The sequence below is a fragment of the Candidatus Hartigia pinicola genome, from assembly GCA_020541205.1.
GTDB lineage: Bacteria > Pseudomonadota > Gammaproteobacteria > Enterobacterales > Enterobacteriaceae > Hartigia > Hartigia pinicola.
Genome location: CP048208.1, coordinates 846,624 through 867,931 on the forward strand (window position 1 = coordinate 846,624; position 21,308 = coordinate 867,931).

The 21,308-nt window shown below is 24.0% G+C and carries 3 protein-coding genes and 1 tRNA gene; all 4 read left to right on the forward strand.

The features are described from left to right. Positions 1-2,783: 2,783 nt before the first annotated feature. Positions 2,784-4,373 (forward strand): bifunctional phosphoribosylaminoimidazolecarboxamide formyltransferase/IMP cyclohydrolase, encoded by a 1,590-nt coding sequence (gene purH, locus GFV14_RS01610; protein ID WP_457914595.1) that lies wholly within the window; start codon positions 2,784-2,786, stop codon positions 4,371-4,373. 1,692 nt (positions 4,374-6,065) lie between these two features. Beyond that, positions 6,066-6,141: transfer RNA gene (locus tag GFV14_RS01615), tRNA-Gly, on the forward strand. Positions 6,142-9,785: 3,644 nt separating this feature from the next. Further along, positions 9,786-11,642, forward strand: coding sequence for a signal peptide peptidase SppA (gene sppA / locus GFV14_RS01620; RefSeq protein ID WP_457914596.1), 1,857 nt, complete (start codon positions 9,786-9,788; stop codon positions 11,640-11,642). Positions 11,643-15,942: 4,300 nt separating this feature from the next. Further along, the gene (gene gap / locus GFV14_RS01625; protein ID WP_457914597.1) at positions 15,943-16,947 is read left to right on the forward strand and encodes a type I glyceraldehyde-3-phosphate dehydrogenase; all 1,005 of its coding nucleotides are present in this window, start codon (positions 15,943-15,945) and stop codon (positions 16,945-16,947) included. Positions 16,948-21,308 lie beyond the last annotated feature (4,361 nt).

The window sequence follows — 21,308 nt, forward strand, 5'->3', positions numbered from 1 at the left end:
GTAGTATAATATTTTCTTTGAATGTTAACAAATTGTTTTATACGTTATTGTCTTAATGAGTTTAGAATTACAGAGCTTTCATTTCAATTGCTGAAAATGATTAAAATTAGTTATTAACTATCTCTAATATTAATATTGTTGCATAGTAGTAAGAAGAAAGAACATAAAAATTAAACAGTCCGAATTAATATCAATAGTTACTTTCAGTATGTTCAAGGTTAACGATCTTAGTGTGATCAATATTTCATTTTGATCCTAACTCATATAATTAAACTTTAGTAAGATATATATAAATATTTTAATTGTTAATAAATTTAATATATTAACACTGTGTGTTTATTGACGATAACTAAGATGAAATCGTATTAGTATTCTGATAAAAATTATTATTTTATTGCATATATGATTAGAGAAGATTAAGTAGTTTTATATCAAGTTAATGTATTTCACGTATATTCAAGACAGTGAAAAACAATCATTAATCATTTTATGCATATCAAAATAACTTAAAATAAAGAAAGTTAACAAACTGATTATTAATATTAGAGTGAATTAAGAAGTTTTCAGTTTAATTTTTTATTTTAAAATATTTTTTGATGGAAATGACAATTTCATATCTTGTGAATTATATTGTACTTTATATTGTTAATTACTTTAATGAATTCATTTAAAATATCTCATTGTATGAATTACTAAGATAGTATGTGTGAATGGAATTAGATTAAGAAGTTTAATTTTATCTTAAAATGAATAACGTTTTTATATGTTTTCCTAATTAAATTATTATTGAGCAATGTGTCACTAAGAGCGATAGCTATGTTATAGATGCATTTAACTTAAAGATATGTTAAAGAAACGTATTTTTAGGTTAATTGAATAGTTTTTCTTGTTTTCATAAGAAAATTAAGTATATATTATTTTTTATACGTGAATGTTTATCTACTTTCATTTTAAAAAACGTTAACTGACTTCTATTGCTTGCCTTAAATTTCTTATATGTTTAGTTGGAGAATACAGTCCATACCTGAGAATTTATTAAACGAAAGAGTGGTGTATCTTACAGAGTAGCATAAAATATCTTTATAACTTTTTGTTTGAGTAAGAATTCTATGATCACTATATGTATGAAGCTTTTACTAGAGAGACCTTATTATTTTAGGGACTATTCACTATTTTTTATATCATAAACAATAATTAATGCTAAAGTAAAACACTAAAGAAAAGTACTTCAATACTTTTCATTTTCACTATTATTTTCCATAATATTCTCCACTAAACTTTATACATGCTTAAAAGCATAATACTTAAAGATTATATTTAAGGTATGCAATTTTTGTTGTGCTACTTTGATTATTTTACACAGTCATTGGGATTGGTATAAAATATTCAATGCTCTTAAATTTTATAGTGTGATAATAATCTTTAATATATTATTCATGAATTCAAGTAATTTTTTCAGACTAAAGTTATTAAGATAAAAATTTTTTGTTTGTAATATAATTTTCTATAACACAGTTATATTTATTTGTCTGTAAAGGTTATTTTAAAAAAAAAGTTTAAAAAATAATATTTGACTTAGAGAAGCGCTAGCCAAGTATAATAAACGACCACTCTGTCATGGTAGAGGATAGATAAAAAATATCAATAAAAATAAGAGTGTAATGTATTAAAATTATTTTTGACTGCTGTCTCTGTTGTAGAGTGTTATCATTTTTGATAAGATTCATAAAAGTAATTACGTTTTAAAAGAGTGTTATTTTGTTCTTAGCTAAAAATAATATTAGTAAATATTTTAGTAGTTATCTGTTTTATGTAGAAGATTTAATCTATTATTAATTATTTTCCAACCGTCAAAAAAATCAAATTTATTTTTAATAGCTTAAATTAATATGTGTTAGGTGTCTTGAAATGTTCAAGATCAGAAATAATTAAACTCTTTAATTAAAATCGTTTTATGTTAAAAGAAACATCATTATTATAATTTCGTTTTTGCAAAACTAGATTGCTTATTGCTTGATATCTGTAAATAAACATCTTGTTCATTCTTAAAAATTTAAAACTTTAAGATTCCATATTCTCAAATAATATCTTCTAAATAAACACGCAGATTATCTAGTAAATTTTTAAGAGAATTGTGATTTTATTTTTCCGTGTAAAATATTTAAGTTATTATACGCTAGATAGCATATATTATCATTTCTTCAATTTCTTCATATTCATTTAAGAATGAGGTGTGGATCATTTTTAGATTTTTATATTTTTTATAACCTGACACTGTGGGTTTATCACTATGCTCTGAGTGAATTTATTTTAATTTGAATATGTGCAATAGACAGTTAAAACATTTTGCAATATTTTTTCATTTTTAGTGTAACTTTCAATCTTTCAGAAATTTTTCTCTGCAGACTGATGCTGTCTTCACCAAATAAGATTATTTTTAATAATAAAGTAATTATAATTTATTATGTATTATATAATTATTTGCTTGATAATTAAAACAGAAGTGATTATTGATTTTTATATTCTAAAACAATTTATAGTTTATAAATATTGTTCTTTAATTTTGCAAGTTTTTAAGATGATTATAAGACAATCTGATGAATTCAAACACACTCTAGATGTAAATAGTGAATTAATTCTATAATATTGTAAAAAAATTACGTAACTTCAAAAATGATACAATAACTTAATTAGTTATCATAAATAATAAATACATAAGAGGGTTATTATTATTTACGGTCACTTATATGCTTTTATTGCTTTTTACTTAAGAGGTTTATTTTATGCAATTTCTTCGTCGTATTCGTCGTGCTTTGCTTAGTGTATCTGATAAAACAGATGTTCTTCAATTAGCTCAAGCACTGTCTCAACGAGGTGTTGAACTACTCTCTACTGGTGGAACAGCAACATTGCTCAATAGTGCAGGATTAACAGTCTGCGAAGTTTCAGATTACACTGGTTTTCCAGAAATGATGAATGGTCGTGTTAAAACTCTACATCCTAAAGTTCATGGTGGAATTTTAGGTCGTCGAGGTACTGATGATGATATCATGAGTCAATATCAAATTTCTCCTATTGATATGGTTGTAGTAAATCTATATCCATTTTCGCAAACTATTATAAAACCAGATTGTACATTAGAAGATGCAATCGAAAATGTTGATATAGGTGGACCTACGATGATTCGTTCAGCAGCAAAAAACTATAAAGATGTTGCTATTGTTGTAAACAGAAAGGACTATGCAAAAATCATTAAAGAATTAGACCAACATGAAAACTCATTAAATTTATCTACTAGATTTGATCTGGCTATTAAAGCGTTTGAATACACAGCTTCTTATGACAGTATAGTTGCTAACTATTTTGGTACGTTCGTTAAACCTTATTATGGCGATACAACACGGTTATCAGGTCGCTTCCCTCGCACCTTAAATGTAAACTTTGTTAAAAAACAAGATATGAGATATGGTGAAAATATGCATCAAAATGCTGCTTTTTATATAGAGAATAACCTTAAAGAAGCATCTATTTCCACTGCAACACAAATTCAAGGTAAGGCACTTTCTTATAATAATGTTGCAGATACTGATGCTGCACTGGAGTGCGTGAAATCATTTGACGAACCTGCATGTGTAATTGTAAAGCATTTAAATCCTTGTGGTGTAGCAATTGGTAACAACATTTATGCTGCTTACCATCGCGCTTTTAAAACTGATCCAACATCAGCATTTGGTGGTATTATAGCTTTTAACCGTAATCTTGATGAAGAAACAGTACAAACAATTATTTCGCGTCAGTTTGTAGAAGTGATCATTGCTCCATCATGTTCCAGGAATGCAACTGCTATATTAGCAACTAAAAAAAATATTCGTGTACTTACCTTTGGTGAGTGGAGTCAATCTCTTTCAGCGTTAGATTTTAAACGTGTTAATGGCGGCTTACTAGTGCAGGATCGTGACTTAGGCTCAGTGAAACAAGAACAGTTAAATGTAGTGACTAAACGTAAACCTACTGCACGTGAATTAAAAGATGCGCTATTTTGTTGGAAAGTAACTAAGTTTGTCAAATCCAATGCTATTGTTTATTCTAAAAATGATATGACTATTGGGATTGGTGCAGGTCAAATGAGTCGTGTTTATTCTGCAAAAATTGCAGGTATTAAAGCAGCAGATGAAGGTTTAGAAGTGGCTGGTTGTGTGATGGCATCAGATGCTTTCTTTCCATTTCGTGATGGTGTTGATGCAGCAGCAGAGGTTGGTGTTACTTGCATTATTCAACCAGGTGGTTCCATCCGTGATAATGAAGTGATTGATGCTGCCAACGCACACGCTATTTCAATGATTTTTACAAATATGCGTCATTTTCGTCATTAATTATGTAAGAGTTTCTATGATGTTGAATTATTGATTTTAGAAATCATAAAAATCCTTGAGCGTAAAAGTTATAATCGTAATTTATTAACGAATATAACTTTCTCCGGGAAAGATTATAACTACATCTTAATTAAAACTAAAAGTATTAATGCTTCAAAACTAAGATGAATACATTTTATACGCTATAAAGAATAAAATTGAGTGGATTATTCTTTATTTCTACAGTAAAATTTTATTATTAGAATCATGAATGCATATCTACCAGGTCTCTTCAGATGTTGTAGTAGTACATATTGTCTTGAAAATTTTTAAATATTTAAGGCTGTGAATAACAATCTGTAGTTCATCATAAAATTTTCATTATTCATTATTAAGATGTGATTTTTATTTGAACTAATATTAGTTTATTTTAATGAGACATAATTAACTTACTATAAGAAAGTAGTCTCTACAGTTAATACGTCGTTATCTGTACATAAGAGTATAATTATTATAATAAGAATCATTAAGCAACATGCTATGCAACATATATTCTTTAGGTGAATAAATGTATTAATAAAAGATTTGTACTGCTATTGTGTGATATACTCTCTTCGAGAGTGACAACAATCCTGTTCGTAGCGAACAGTTAGTACATATCATAAATATAATCCAATAGTGATAAAATAAGATTATATAGGTCTTATTGAGAATTAATATAGCTTCTAATGCAAAAGTTATAGAAGTTTATTATTAAGTTTTATTCTGATTGACAAGTTTTATCAGTGCGTGATCAATCTAGTGATTAATTTAATAGTTAGTGAAATACATTTTAAATAAAATTATTATTAACGTTTTATATGTATGTTTAATGATTAATACAATAACTAAATTAAAATGATGAAGTGTAACTGCTGTTTTAGTGCACTAGAAACTTTACTTATTCTAATGTCATTAGCATTAGATTGAGGTATGTAATTTTCTTCTAGATTACATAGCGAGTTAGTAAATAAAAATTCAGTATAAGATTTGCATCTTATTTTGATGTCATAATCTTAGTAAATAACTATTCTGACAATGATCGCAACAAAGAAATTGCATGTGGATTAATAATAAAAGATAAAATTAATAGTAAAGTTTTCTTGATTAGTATAAAATAAAATATGATGAAATTATTTTAGTTAAAGCTATGTTTGTACGCGATAATATTTTTCGATATTGAATCATTCTCAGCTATAGTGTACTATACTGATAAAATATATACTGAAATTATGTATCGACTATTACTAAATATTAGTTATCAAGCAATTATTTATTTGTAAGTTATTCAGTTCAGTTAATCAACATATAATAATTTAATAAAAAAATCAACACTTTTTAGATTTTTTTAAATCCTTCATGAAGTAAATTATGTTTTTAGTTAGTTTTTTTGTTCATAAATTCTTATGTAAGCTTGTAATATTAGTTACATTTCAAAATAAGTTTGAATAGTTTCTAAGATGTATTTATGGTCATTGTAAATAATATATTAATAGTTAAATTTATAAATTTATTATTCATGATGGTAAAATATATAAAGATTTATTGTTTTAGTAAAAAATAAACGTTGTAAGTTAAATAAAAGTACTTGCTTATCGTATATTTTTTTTATAATATTACTCATAGTTGTTTAGTAAGTTTGTTATTTTTACGTTAAAATTAAAGTAAATTAATGCGGGAATAGCTCAGTTGGTAGAGTACGACCTTGCCAAGGTCGGGGTCGCGAGTTCAAATCTCGTTTCCCGCTCCAATATTTTTATTTAACATACTAACAGCCTTCTTAATTTTTTAATAAAAATGATAATAGTATCATTATCTACATTCTAGATTAGTATTCTGTTTACCTGATTCAGTATTTAATTTTAAGAAGATATATTATAGTTGTTATTGCTATATTTTATTTTATTAAAATATTTTTTTATTACACAGATACTGTACATTACTTTCAATCACTTTTTTTTAAAATTCGTGTATTGTAGTGATGTATTAAGAAAAATTCCTAGTGACTTTGAAGTATTGTATTAGTTAGATATTATGAATATTTAAGTTTAGAGAAAATATTATAATCATTTAGTGTGATATTCAAATAGTATATTGTTTAAGTAAAATTTTTTTAAAAAATATTTAGATTTAATGCGTGTTGTTTTGGAATTTTGTTTTATAGTGTGTGATTAAGTTTTATTAATTTTACTAGAAATTTTGTCTATAAAGCAAAAAAATAGTTTATAAAGTCACAAAAATTCAGTAGCCTTCATTATAACTTTATAATTTTTTCGGATCATTGCATTTTTACTTCCATTGTATTAGCTTCTGATATAGAAAAGATAATCGATATAGTTGATCATGATTTTAATTGTTATATTTATAGATTATAAAAGATATAAAAGTTCATTTTTTGTTTACTTAGTTATTTTTTATTTTAATATTATGTTTTTTAAACTTATTTTGAAATCGTAAAAATAAAATCTTTGAAGTGTTTTTTTATTAATACATGACACAAGAAAATATTAGAACTCTCATATTTTTTCTAGTAATAACAGTGTATTGTAACAGAGTTATTTACAAAATCTTGAAATTACACATTAAATTTATACATCTTTTAATAACTATTATCTAATTAAATTCTTTTTCTATTCATACGAGACTAATTTGTATGAGTTTGATATTCGCACGCTTTTTCAGCTAAACCATTAGGTATAGTCGTATAAATTGTATTGTTATTGTGAAGTATGAATAGTTCTTTTCGTGTGTTTTTCACGATATAATTATTGCTGCATTATTGGAAAAAAGATATTCATCGAATATAATTCCTAATTTCCTGAGTATACACATAAATTTTGATGATTTGGTTTAGTAAATACTCAACGGTATTTTTATATGTAATACTAGTTTTCTTACAGGTTGTTCAGTATTTTCGTGTAATAGGAATATAAACATCTTAGAATACTAAGATAACGGTCAATATTTAAATAGATTTTATTGTTGTTCTATATTTTGTAATTTAATATTTTAAATATTATATTAAAATATAGAATTTATGATTTTTGATTTTCTTCAGGATTATGCTGAATCTATAATAGACTTTATCTAAAGCTTTGCATCTCTATAATTTTCATGTATTAATGCATTATTTACGTATGTAGTGATAATTTTTTAATAGTCAAAAGCTATTAATGTGTTTTAGTTTCTGATATTACCTATACTGATTACATAATGGATCAGAAACCTTAAGTATATGTTAGACCATGTCGTTTGATGCCAGAAAATGTTACATATATTACATGTTTGCACATGCTATATTTGTATTTTTAACGTCTTGTGCAAATAATGATTATCAAAATGATATTATTTGTAGTTACCATTTTGAGATAGATGTTAGTTAAAATTTTTTTGATATTTTTTAGAAAAACTGTACTTTTTTTGACAGGCTTTAAAGTTTAGAATTCTGAGGCATCATACTTTTTACTAAAAAATACTGAGAAGAGCATTTTCTATTAACATATCCTTTTGCGTGTATGCATTGGTATAAAAATTATGCATATTCACTTTTTAGGAACTATCTGTTTTTAAGTTTTTGAGTAAGAAAAATTTAACTTATTGAAATATTTTTAATTGTTTTAATTTCTGTGAGTTTTTATCATGCTTATAAAATAGTAAAAAGAATTATAATTAAAAATTTTGAATAAATGTTTATATAATAACTTACATAATAAGTTATCATTTGGTTATAATAATATTAGATAAAATTATTATCCTGTTTGTATACTATTTATAATGGTATATCTATTATTTTTCTGATAAGATTGATCTTACTTGTAATATATAAAGAAATATAAATTGTTTACAGATCTTATCTAGATGATTCATGAAGTGAAATTTAATTATAATACTTTACTTGTTAGTATAATAGATATCAATACTATCTTCATAGTAAGTAATTAATGTAGTTGACAGATAATATACTCTATAAGATTTTTATGTTTTGTCTGTAGCACTTTTAGTAGAAGTTAAAATATTGATTTTTAATCGTTGTTTTCAAAATCATTTAGAATTTCATACTGAATAAGTATTTTTTGAAAAGATCATACTCATTGTTTTCATAACTACTAAATAGTATATCATTTTATTCACACTGGTTAAATTATATCTTTAAAGCTATATAAGATTACTTTCTTTATGTAATATTTTTAGAATTTTAAGTATGATTAATCAGTATATAAATTAAAAATATTTTTTATTATAAATAAGAAATATAATAACTTATTTTAAAATATCTTTTGATTACGTTGTAAGAGACATGCTATAAAATTCATTTTGAGAATCAATAAGTAGTATGAAATAAATTTTCTTTATAATACAAATATTTACATTTTATAAAATATTATTTAGTCTCATTCTCTTCTTAAACAATACGGTTATAAGATTTGACTCATTCTATATAAATAATTCATATTGACACTTTCGATGCTAGCTAAAATTAAAATTATAGTGCATAGTTGTATGAGGTGTATATTTAGTGTTTCTGTTATTTACCTTATTACAAATAATATGTAATATCTTTATATATCAGATATCAAGAATTTTATTTTATTTATTTCTTTGAGTTGCAAGATTCATTAAATTAAAACATTCATCTATATGATTTCTAGGCTGAGGATTATGATTTGATCTTTATCAACAAGAAAATTTTTTGTACAACATCTAAGTTGTAAATTTTAGTTTATTTTTTTTCGTTAAATAACGATTATATTATTTTTTTTAAAATCACAATATAAAATAACAATTATTATTTAAAAATTTTAAGATGATTTTAAACCTTAGTCATCAGAATTATGAATTACTGTATTAGGCAAAGTTATTTTTCTTATTTTTTAATATAGCTCCTAAAGAATTAACTTTTTTATTTTTTAAGTAAGTAACTCAAATGTTTTTAGTTTTTTTATAATAAGTCAATGTCATGTAAAAATTATCGCATACTTATTAAAAAGTATGATGTAACAGCGTGATGTTGTAGATCCAGATTCGTTTTCTTAGCAGCGGAATAGTGTTTTAATCAAATATTTTAAATATCTATATTTATCTTTAATTTAGACCACTCTAGCATCATAGTTTTTTTGATCAAGTAATCACAACGAAGATATTAAATTATCATATACTCTATTCATCTTTCGATACATACTGTGTTTGCGCTGCGTTTTAATTATTTTTTGCTAATTAATAATCTTAATTATATAAAATCATAGATTGCATTATATAATTCATATATAAAAATATCATGATAACATTCTACAATGTTTTAAACAGTTTTTTTATTAATAAAACGTGACTCCTTAGAAGATAACTATCTTGATTTTATCAAGATAAAATATAAAAAATTCGTTTATCGGAGAAATTATGCGTCAAATATGGGCAATTATCGCCATTATATTTAAATTTAACTGGCGGGTATTACAATTTATGAGGGAGTTAGTTTTTAACATGATATTTCTAGTTTTGTGTTGTGTAATAATTGGCTTGATAACCTTATACAAATCTGATTCTATACTTGATAAAAAATATCTTGGTGCGCTTTATGTTGATTTACAGGGTGTTGTAGTTGATCAAGTTTCTACTCCTAATCCATTAAATCGAGTGAGTAGAGAGTTATTAGGAAAGCCTATGCATCGCCTGAAAACAAACTCACTTTTTAACATTGTTAATACTATTCGTAAGGCAGCTACTGACGATCGGATTACAGGTATGGTACTGCGATTAGATAACCTTGTGAGCGCAGACCAATCTGCTTTAAATTTTATTGGTAAAGCTATCCTAGAATTTAAACAATTAGGGAAGCCAATTTATGCGATTGGTGATAATTTTAGTCAATTGCAGTATTACTTAGCAAGCTATGCAAATCAGATTTTTCTTGCTCCACAAGGTGTAGTAGAGGTGCAAGGGTTTTCAATGAATACCCTCTATTATAAAACCTTTTTAGAAAAACTTAAAATAAATAGCTTTATTTTTCGAGTAGGTACATATAAATCAGCAGTTGAGCCATTGATGCGTAATAATATGTCCCCTGAAGCATATGAAGAAAATATTCAATGGTTAAATTCTCTATGGAGTAATTATCTTGATACAGTTGCTAAAAATCGTGGAACTACACCAGCAGATATTTTCCCAGGTACAGAAGTGTTTTTAAGAAAATTAGACGCAGCTAATGGTGATAATACAAAGTATGCTGTAGATCAAAAATTAGTAGATAAGATCTATACTCGCACACAAATGGAAAATGTACTAACAAAACAGTTTGGTTGGAATACTACTGATAAGCATTTTAACTACATTAGTATTTATGATTACTCAGATAAAATTACTAATACAAAAACTGAAAAAACAGGTAATGTTGCAGTGATTGTTGTTCAAGGCACGATTATGGATAATGGACAAATGCCTGGTATTGCGAATGCTGAGCTAATTAGTCAACAGATCCGAGACGCTCGTCTCAATGAAAATATCAAAGCGATTATTTTACGTGTTAACACTCCAGGAGGCAGTGTTTCTGGTTCGGATCTGATCCGGAGTGAATTAATGTCAGTGCGTGAATCTGAAAAACCGATTATTGTTTCCATGGGTGGAATAGCGGCATCTGGTGGTTATTGGATTTCAACACCAGCAAACTATATTATTGCTAGCCCAATAACTTTAACAGGTTCTATTGGTATTTTTGGTGTACTTAACACTTTTGAAAAATCGCTTAATTCTTTAGGAATCTACAGTGACGGTATATCTACCACCTCTCTTTCTGATATTTCAATAACGAAAGGCATTAGTCCTGCATTTTCCAAGATGATGCAGCTTACTATAGAAAATGGCTATCAAACTTTTATTAAGTTAGTATCTCAGTCACGACATAAAACGTTTGATGAGGTTGATAAAATAGCTCAAGGGCGTGTTTGGGTTGGTATTGAAGCGAAAAAAAATGGTTTAGTTGATCAACTCGGTGATTTTGATGATGCAGTCAAAAAAGCCGCTAAATTAGCAAATCTTGAAGATGTAAAATTAGATTGGATGCAGCCTGATTTAACCTTTATAGATCAAATCCTTCTAGAGTTGAATGTGAACTTTCAAACTCTTGTACCAGATATTTTACAAGTTTTTTTACCACAATTTCTTTCTACTAATATTCGTCAACAAGAACAATTTTTCTTAAATGTGAATGATCCACAAAATCGTTATGCATTATGCTTAACGTGTGCTGAAATTAATTAACTTATTTAACCTCCCTGTAGCTGTTATAAAGGGAGGTTACTTGTTACTTTTTCTGAGTAACAAAAATTCTTTTTATTAAAAATTTTTTAATAAATAATATGTAAGTAAAACTAAATAAGTTTAAATAGTTTTTGTATAAAAATAATATATTTGACGGTGTGTTTTTATTCTTTATAGATTATTAATTTTATTTAAGTAGATGAGATATAATAGCAATAGATTTATAAAAGTATATACTGACTAAACTATCAATATATGATGCAGTATCATAAGTCTGCATTCTCTATATTAAATTATTTTATATTGTATTGGTTAAAATTATTGAGTATTATTATTTTAAATCCTTAAATTTATTAAAATAATACTAGATTTTATTGATTTTTCTAACTCTATACTGAGAGTAGATATTTTGTAATGATATTAGTAAAATATAATTATGACTATGACTATGACTGAATTATACTCTTAGCTAGTAATAATAAAAATGTATTGTATAGATTTTTCTTTATGTTCAGTTTAAAAAAAACTAACACATATATTATTTTTCTAATTAGATATGCGTGTTAATGATTTTTTTAGAAAAAGTGTTATATAGTGTTTTTATATTTTAGAAAGAATGACCCTCAAAAAAAAGAATTGAGTTGTCTGGAGTGGAAGTGCAAAATACACATTTAAAATATTTTTAAAATGAAGTAAAAAATGAAAGGCGCATACCATGCGTATAATTATAAATTATAAAATATTAACAACACAAATATAATGTCTTCAAAGATTATGATACTAGTAGAAGATTTTTACTATTAAAATAGTATATTGTAGTAGAAAATTAAGTTTTATCAAAACTATTATATGTAATCATAATAGTGAATGGCATTAGAAAATTATCTTTATGATTTTTATCTTATAAAAATGATTGCTCTATGTATGCTATGTCTTAATAGATTATCGCTGATAAACGTGAAAAGTATATGAGCTGAGCTGCATTTTAAATATCTGTTTTAGTTTTTAGTGATAATATATACCGTCTAGGTATTGCGTAAAAAAATACTAAATAAGCACTGTTAAGTATTATTTAGCGATTCAATGTTTGCACTATTCTTTTTATTAGTTTTGGCGTAAAATCAGATTCCTGTTATGTTTGAAGTGAGTTAGTAATTCATTTTCACTTCTATTAAAATGTTTAACATTTTACTCTTAAAGTAACTTTATACGAGAAAATATCTTAGTAAAATATTCTTAAATTTTATTAATGAAATAATGTTAGAGTTGTTAATATATGCCATGTATTGATAGATAATTATTATTAATAATAAGATCATAAAGTCGTTTTTAGTTTTTATATAATGTTAAAAGTATATTGAGAATCAGGATCTTTCAAAAATATTTTTGTATAATCAAATGATAAAAGAAAATAGATTAATCTAAAATTAATGTATTTTACTTGTTAATCAGAAAACTAATGCATAAGTTAATTTATTAGTTTTCTGATTATTTTTAAAGATCTTATTTACAATTATTATTGTTATTTTAATGATAAAATTGCAAGAATCAATATCAGTATTTATGATTATAAGTAGTTTTATTTTACGTGTTTTTGTTTAGTGTTTTTATATCTTTTTTCTAAAATTGCTATTATATTAAATTTTAGCATTATATTTTTATATTGTTGAATTAGTCCTGCTAAAATTTTCAGTTTCTCCTGTAAATATTATTCGTTATCTCAGAAATTTTAGTCCTAAAACCATATTTACATTACTTAGTTTTTAAAAAATAATATATTTATGAATAATATTTTGCGATATTAGATTTTTATTAAAAATAAAATTAGTTTCATCTTGTATTATTTTTTAAGCCGAAGATTGATAGATAATTATCAGATTCATGTATACAACCACTATAATAATTCCTGTAATTGAATAATTCTTCATGAAAATTTATGTTATTTGAGTGTTCGTTTTTAACTAACGTGAATCATTTTTATTTTATCTTTTCTACATTTTTAATGCTGTTTCATTTGCAATGTGAATCAGTGCATTAAAAGAAAATAACATAACGCAATAATATTAGAAATAATCATAAAAACTGTGATTGTCATTTGTGCGTGATTTCAATAATGTGTTTGTTAAGTCTAATGTTAAATTAATACGAGTATAAATAACAGTGAGTGTAATAGTTATTACAATAATAAGGAAGGCTTTTCACTACATATGTAGAACGATTCACGCTTATAATATATAGAGGTAGTTTCTTTATGTTAAAGGTTTTTTTTAGATCAAAATAGTATTATGTGAGACTAGTTTGATAGGAAGTATACTTTTCAAGTAGAGATACGTTATCATGATAGTCATTATTAATATTTATAACATATAATTAATTAATAGTGTAATATACAAATCAGTCTGAGATGTTGTCTTGATTTTAAGATTATGTCATAGCGTTTTAATTACGTTAAATTTATAATTTTTTCTTGTTTATTATTACTAGAATGTATTATTTCATATTGAAAATCAGTTTCAGTAAGTAATGCACTAGGCGTTGATTAAACTACTACTTTAAGTAAATATAAGATTTAGTGAGATTATCTGTATTTTACAAAATAAACTTAAGTTATTATAATTATAGATAATCATTAAGTCCTCTAGTTTAGCATTTTTATTGAAATACCTATTGATTTATCATATAGATATTAGCATGACAGGCGTTTGATTTTTCTGGTGTTATTGAGCGGTAATGTTATTAGATGATTTTCACAAGATAGTCATAGAGTAGCTGTAACTGCTAAAAAATGTGTTAGTATTTTACCAAAATTATATAGATAGCTCTTCTAAAAAAATTACATTTTTACGTCTGTTATAAAAAGATACGTTAATTCATATCGCCTGATAAACAATTTATGAGAATATATTTAGGTATAGACGAAGATATAGATAAGCATAGATATAAGAATGGTGTAATATTTTATAACTAATATAAGAAATTGTAATCTATGAACTTAAAAAGTTTTTTATTAGTTATAAAATTGTTTTTTAGATAACAATTAACTTGATAAAACTCAGAGTTTATTTAGTATTTGTTGCGAAATACAACAACAATGAATTCTATATTTACAAACTAAAGTTATGTATTTTATATACCTTTTATCGTTTTCTCATATTTTATGATGTTGTTTTTTCATTCAATTGACATTTAATAATTCAATGGTTTGAAAGTGTGCATTTTATTTTATTTTTATATCTTAACGATCATTAACAGTATGTACGGAAAAGGATCTAAAAAAATATTTCATTCCTATTATAGTCATTTGATTTATATATTATTTAGGAATTCTAGTAAGTTATATGTGAGATGAAATTTATCTATAAATTTTATTTATATCATTCCTGTTGTGTATATATCAGTACATGAAAGATACCGTCAGTCGTTAGCGCAATATGTTATTTAATATCGGAAATTTCTACTGGAATACTAGATTTTATGTATCGCGCTAATTTCTACATGCTTAATCAGATTATGATGACGAAAGTAATATTGATATTTCTATCGCTATTTATATGAACTTTATTAATTATTCTTTAAAATTTATCTTGGAATAGATTGATACTATTTTGTCAGTTTAAATTCATGTAGTTTAAGAAATATATAATATTTTTCTAAAAAAGTATTATGATAGACATATCTATTAGTAGTTGTTTGTAAAAATATATAACAGTGTATAAAATAGATCACATAGATCAATTTTCAATACACTTCGCGATTTTAGCTGATAAGTTACAATTTTTTAATTACTTGTAATATATCTTGATTAATGCTATTATCACATAACGTTTTATTCTAAATCAATACATAAATTGTTCTGTTGATATGCAATTCTTAAAATATTTTTATAGCGTATTTTATTAATGCAGATTCAATGTTTTCGGAAGTATTACATAAAATCTGACTTGATTTTATTTAACTCTTAAATATTCTGAAGTTTCTTATTTGTGTTTATATAACAAGCTAAATTTTTGATTGATGATAATAATATGCAATAAATACAATATTTATACTCATGAAAATTAATATACTTTATTTTTGAATTTGTGACAGTTTTCACATTTATTTTTGATAGAAGATTTTATTATTCTGTATGTTTTAGGGATATATTTTAATATATATTGTTTCAAGTAACTGAGCATTCAGATATCAAGTGGTTCTTAGGGTGAATTTAAAATTATTGACACTATTCTCTTGACGGCTTATAATATTTTTGTGACTAACAGATAACTTAATTCATAAATAAATAGTTTTTGGAAATACTATGACTATCAAAGTAGGTATTAATGGTTTTGGTCGTATTGGCCGTATCGTGTTTCGTGCTGCACAAGATCGTTCTGATATTGAGATTGTTGCAATTAATGATTTAATTGATATCGAATATATGGCTTATATGCTAAAGTATGATTCTACTCACGGCCGTTTCAATGGTACAGTTGCAGTCAAAGATCGCGATTTAGTTGTAAACGGTAAAGTTATTCGCGTTACTGCAGAAAAAGATCCTATAAATCTAAAGTGGGATGCTGTTAGTGTTAATGTCGTTGCGGAAGCAACTGGTATTTTTTTGACTGATGCAACCGCACGTAAACACATCCAAGCGGGTGCAAAAAAAGTTGTTTTAACTGGTCCATCTCAAGATGATACTCCAATGTTTGTTATGGGTGTTAATCATAATAGTTATGCAGGTCAAGAAATCGTTTCTAATGCTTCTTGTACAACCAACTGCTTAGCGCCTTTGGCTAAACTTGTTAATGATAAGTTTGGTATAATGGAAGGTTTAATGACTACAATTCATGCAACAACTTCTACTCAAAAAACTGTTGACGGTCTTTCTCATAAAGACTGGCGTGGTGGTCGCGGTGCTTCTCAAAACATTATACCATCTTCAACTGGAGCCGCTAAAGCTGTAGGTAAAGTTATTCCTGAATTGAATGGTAAATTAACTGGCATGTCTTTCCGTGTACCTACTCCTAATGTTTCTGTTGTTGATTTTACCGTACGTATTAAAAAATCAGTGACTTATTCACAAATTTGTAAAGCTATTAAAGAAGCTTCTATAGGTGAAATGAAAGGTATTCTAGGTTATATTGAAGATGACGTTGTATCTACAGATTTTAATGGTCAAAAATTACCTTCAGTATTTGACATTAAAGCAAGTATTGCTCTGAACAATAACTTTATCAAGCTCATTTCTTGGTATGACAATGAAACTGGATATTCAAATCAAGTTATTAACCTTATTGTTCATATATCTAAATATGAGTCTTGAGCATATTAACTGTAATTGTAGCCGTCGATTGGCGGCTTTATATATATTATTTTAAATATACTAATTACACGTATCTGATTTTAATAATTATTATCCATAAATAGCTTACAATATAAAGTTAAGAGAATAGAAAGTTTTTAAGCTTATATGTATTTTTAAGTGCTTATGAGATAATTAATAATATTACGGATTGTAATAGAAATAGAATAAATTCTAATTTAACTCACTGCAGGAAGAAATTTGATCTTTTATATAGCTCTTTGAAATTCATCAATATTTTTTAATTCAATTAGCATTAGATTCATAATCTAATACTTGAAAAGTATATTAAAATCTTGAAGTGAATTGCGTTTTCTTATTTTAATAATGATGTTTAGTATAGTATACCACTATATGTGCTTTTCACTTATATAAACGCTATACTCTGTATAGTTTTATATAGAAAATTTATTTTATCTACATAAAAATTATTTACATATTTTTGATCTATAACATAGACTCTTGCTAATATTATAATATTTATTAAATTTTTTGTCTTGCTCTTATGCTTAATATAGAATATGTTTAATTCATATTTATGTTTTCTGTAGTAATAATTAGATTTATTCTAGTGATCTATCTATTAAAATATTACGATAGTGATGCATGGTAACTTTATTGAGAAATAATTAAGGTGGTATTTTATAGGCAACTATCTTCTAGAATATATTAAATGGTATATAAAATACATAGTTTATAGAGATTCAGTTTAGAAAGTATGTATATACATTTAATTCTTTTTGAAAAAGAAGGGCTAAATTTAGTGAAATATTTTTCAATGAGTCTTATTGCTGTAAAGATTATATTATTCTGATAATATACATTATATAATAATATTTTAGAATGCTATATAATTGCATATAATTATATAGAATAAGATTCTATTGTAACAATGTAATAATGTAACGACTTATGATGATATTGCACTATCATATAAAATACGAAAAATCTTACCATTTTCTGTTAAAATTTGTTGAATATTATGATGAAACTAGCATTGAATCATTCACTTTTATTTTTATAAATCGTTATCAATATTGAGTTTTATTATGCAGTAAATCTAACTTTCTAGTTTATCTAATTTTTAACAAATTAAATTTTTAATCGTATTTTACTCATTCTTACACTATTAATAACTTAAAGAAAGTACGTAATTTTTAATTTTGTAATCTAATTCGCAAAGTATTAACAGTTTTTTGAGAAGTGATCATGTACAATCTTGATTGTTATTATAATATACCTATATTATAGAGAATTTTTTAATAGTATGGTGACTTATATTTAACAATGCGAATTAGATAGTTTTATTGATTTCATAATATTGATATATAATAGATATTATTTTACTACTATATTTAACATAATTAAAATATAGTGTAATGTAGTTTAAAAGGTATCGATCTATATTTTAAATATGTATTACATCTCTTTAATTAGAAAACTAGTCGCAGTCATGAGGTTTTATTTTTAGGGAGTCTATTTTGTAATACTATTTATATTACTAGAATTTTTCTTTAGAAATATTTTTATTTAAAATAATAATTTCATATTTTTTGAAATATATATCACGCTATTATAAAACTCAAAACTCTAGATTCGATTATTGTAATAACTGTTATCTTTTCTCTTGTATACAAAAATATTTTATAAATAAATATTTTATGAATTATTTTAAATAATTTTTAATTAATATTTATATATTGAAACTATTAATTAAATTATATTAATATCAAATTTATTATTATGTATATTTAAAAATGAAAATATTTAAATTATTAATAATAAAATATTTCATTTAATACTAATATTAAATTTCTATATTCTAATTTTTAGAAACTGATTACATTAAATAAAAATTTAATTTTTATAAACTATTTTAATATTTTTAAAATTAAATTTAATATAATATAAAATTACACATAATTAATTTTAAAAATATTTTTATTAATTTATTTATTGTAGTTAAAAAAAATAAGTCTAATTTTATTAGTTATCTCTAGGTTAAAATTAATATATGTTTTGTAATTATAGAATTTTTAATATAAATATATTATAATGAATTATATAAATATATAAGTGATGTTTATTTTTATATTTTTATAGTAAATTATTTAATTTTCTATAAATAACTCCGTTATAGATAATAAGTATTAAATAAAATTTTTTATTTTTAAATAAATAATTTCAATATTAGAGATAATAATTAATAAAATATTTCACTAAGATATTTTAGAAAGTAAAATTTTATTAATTAAACTTAGTTTTATAAATATAGTTTCTTAAGAAAAATAAGCATATATTATAATAGAGTAGAATAAAAAATTTTTAAAAAAAATTGATTTAAATAATGATGTAACACAAAAATTAAATCGGATTGTATCCGACTCTTAATATACAGTAAAACTATAATAGAGATATTACAATTATTTAAGAACCTAGTTTGTTTAAGTTATAAGACTCTGTATATATTTTACACAGTAATAATAAAGTAACTTAATAATGTGCGTTTTTATATTAAACGTTATATTGAAACTGATGATTTCTATTAATAGAAATAAAACTGCACAACATTGATTGATTTTAAATTGTAGCTCTTATAGTTTTTGAAAAACTAATAGTTTCTTTTACATCTTTAGAAAGGATACTAAATGTATTGTATGGAACATCTACTTATTTATTTAAAGATTTACGTTAAACTAACTAAAAACTAGAAGAATCTAGTGTAATTTTTAATACCAATCTCAATTATGTAGTTTGTAATTGTATTAAATAGATGAGTTTATGAATAACATTTTATTAATTATGTTTGTATACTTTTAAATAGATTTATTTAGTGAAGTGTAGTTTATCTTCTAAAATTAATATTGTAATAAAATTAAAATTCTTTTTTAATAACAACAGATTTTAGGTAATTTTTGTTAAATAAAATGAATGTATATAGTTTAAATTTTTGTTTTATTCACTACAATCAGTCTTTATTATTAACAGGTTTAAATATTTAAAAATAAATAAATTAATTATACTTTAAAAGACTTCAAAATTTAATGATGAATATTGATCTCAAACTTTTAACTTTAACAATATTTTTTTAGGTAATTTTTACTCTCATTTGAAGGAGAAGAAAAATAATAACAATTTTCTAATAATGTAAAACATGAATACTGATCATTATTAATGTTTTGTTAAAAAATATATTAAACAGAGTCTTTATAATTAAATAAAAGCAAGGATAATTTTCAATTTTAATATTATTTTTAGTGAAACAATGTTATGAAATAAATATAAGTACATGATTCTATATAAAATGAATCAGTCTTGATAGGTATTTTAATAAAGCTAACTATAAAATAGTATTAGGTTTGTCTAAAAGTTCTAGCGAAGTGCAACAAACACTTCTGAAACCTTTATTTAATAATTTTGAATATGAAGTTGAAACGCATATATTAAATACACTTGAATATCACTTTTTCTGTAATGGACTATATTTGATATTTTGAAAATGTTTAAAAAAGTTAAAATTATTTGTAAAGAAAATTATTGTAATTTCTTATAAAAAGATAAGATATGTCTGTCATCACTGTTATTCTACACATCTGCATAGTAAAATCTTACGGAAAATCCATAAAAAAGGATAAGACTAAAAAGTCTGTGTTTATGAAAATACTGTTGTGTAAGTGTCATTAAAAATTATATCATATACTGTTATTTATAGTTAATCACTATTTATTAATCATCTCGACATTGAGTTAAGTGGTAGAAAATTCAATTGTTATTTATAGTGAATGTGAAAATTATTTTTGTTATTAATAACTACTAACTACAGTTGTTGAAGGTTTTCAGATATTTTAATGATTTTAAAAGTATATTTATTTACTGATTGGTAGGCAGATTAGAGATGTCTAGATTTTTACTATACGAGTAAAATATTAAATACATCGATATTAAAATGTATTGAAAATGTCAAAGATGAATCAAAAAAAATGTATGTGTGGAAGTAGATTACATTGTATTAGTATATCTTACAATATTAAGGAGGAGAATTACTATTTATATACGGAAGTTAAAAATTATTATAGAAATTAAGATCGTAAATATTATTTTATAAGTTGGATTGATAATTACTTAAATTCAGCTTTTAAAATTCTTAAAAAGTAAATTAGGTAAAGCTATAAATGATTTACTGTGTTAGGTGTTAGGAATTAATACGCTCGTATAAAAATAGCTTCTCAACTATTAATAACCTTATTATTAAATAGGGTAGTTTATCTCTTTAATACAATTTTTCAAATAATAGATTGTTTATAATCTATATTAAGAAGTTA

Bases quoted from the DNA above. Each gene is read 5' to 3' on its own strand.
- purH (WP_457914595.1), top strand. From the start codon at position 2,784: ATGCAATTTCTTCGTCGTATTCGTCGTGCTTTGCTTAGTGTATCTGAT.
- sppA (WP_457914596.1), top strand. From the start codon at position 9,786: ATGCGTCAAATATGGGCAATTATCGCCATTATATTTAAATTTAACTGG.
- gap (WP_457914597.1), top strand. From the start codon at position 15,943: ATGACTATCAAAGTAGGTATTAATGGTTTTGGTCGTATTGGCCGTATC.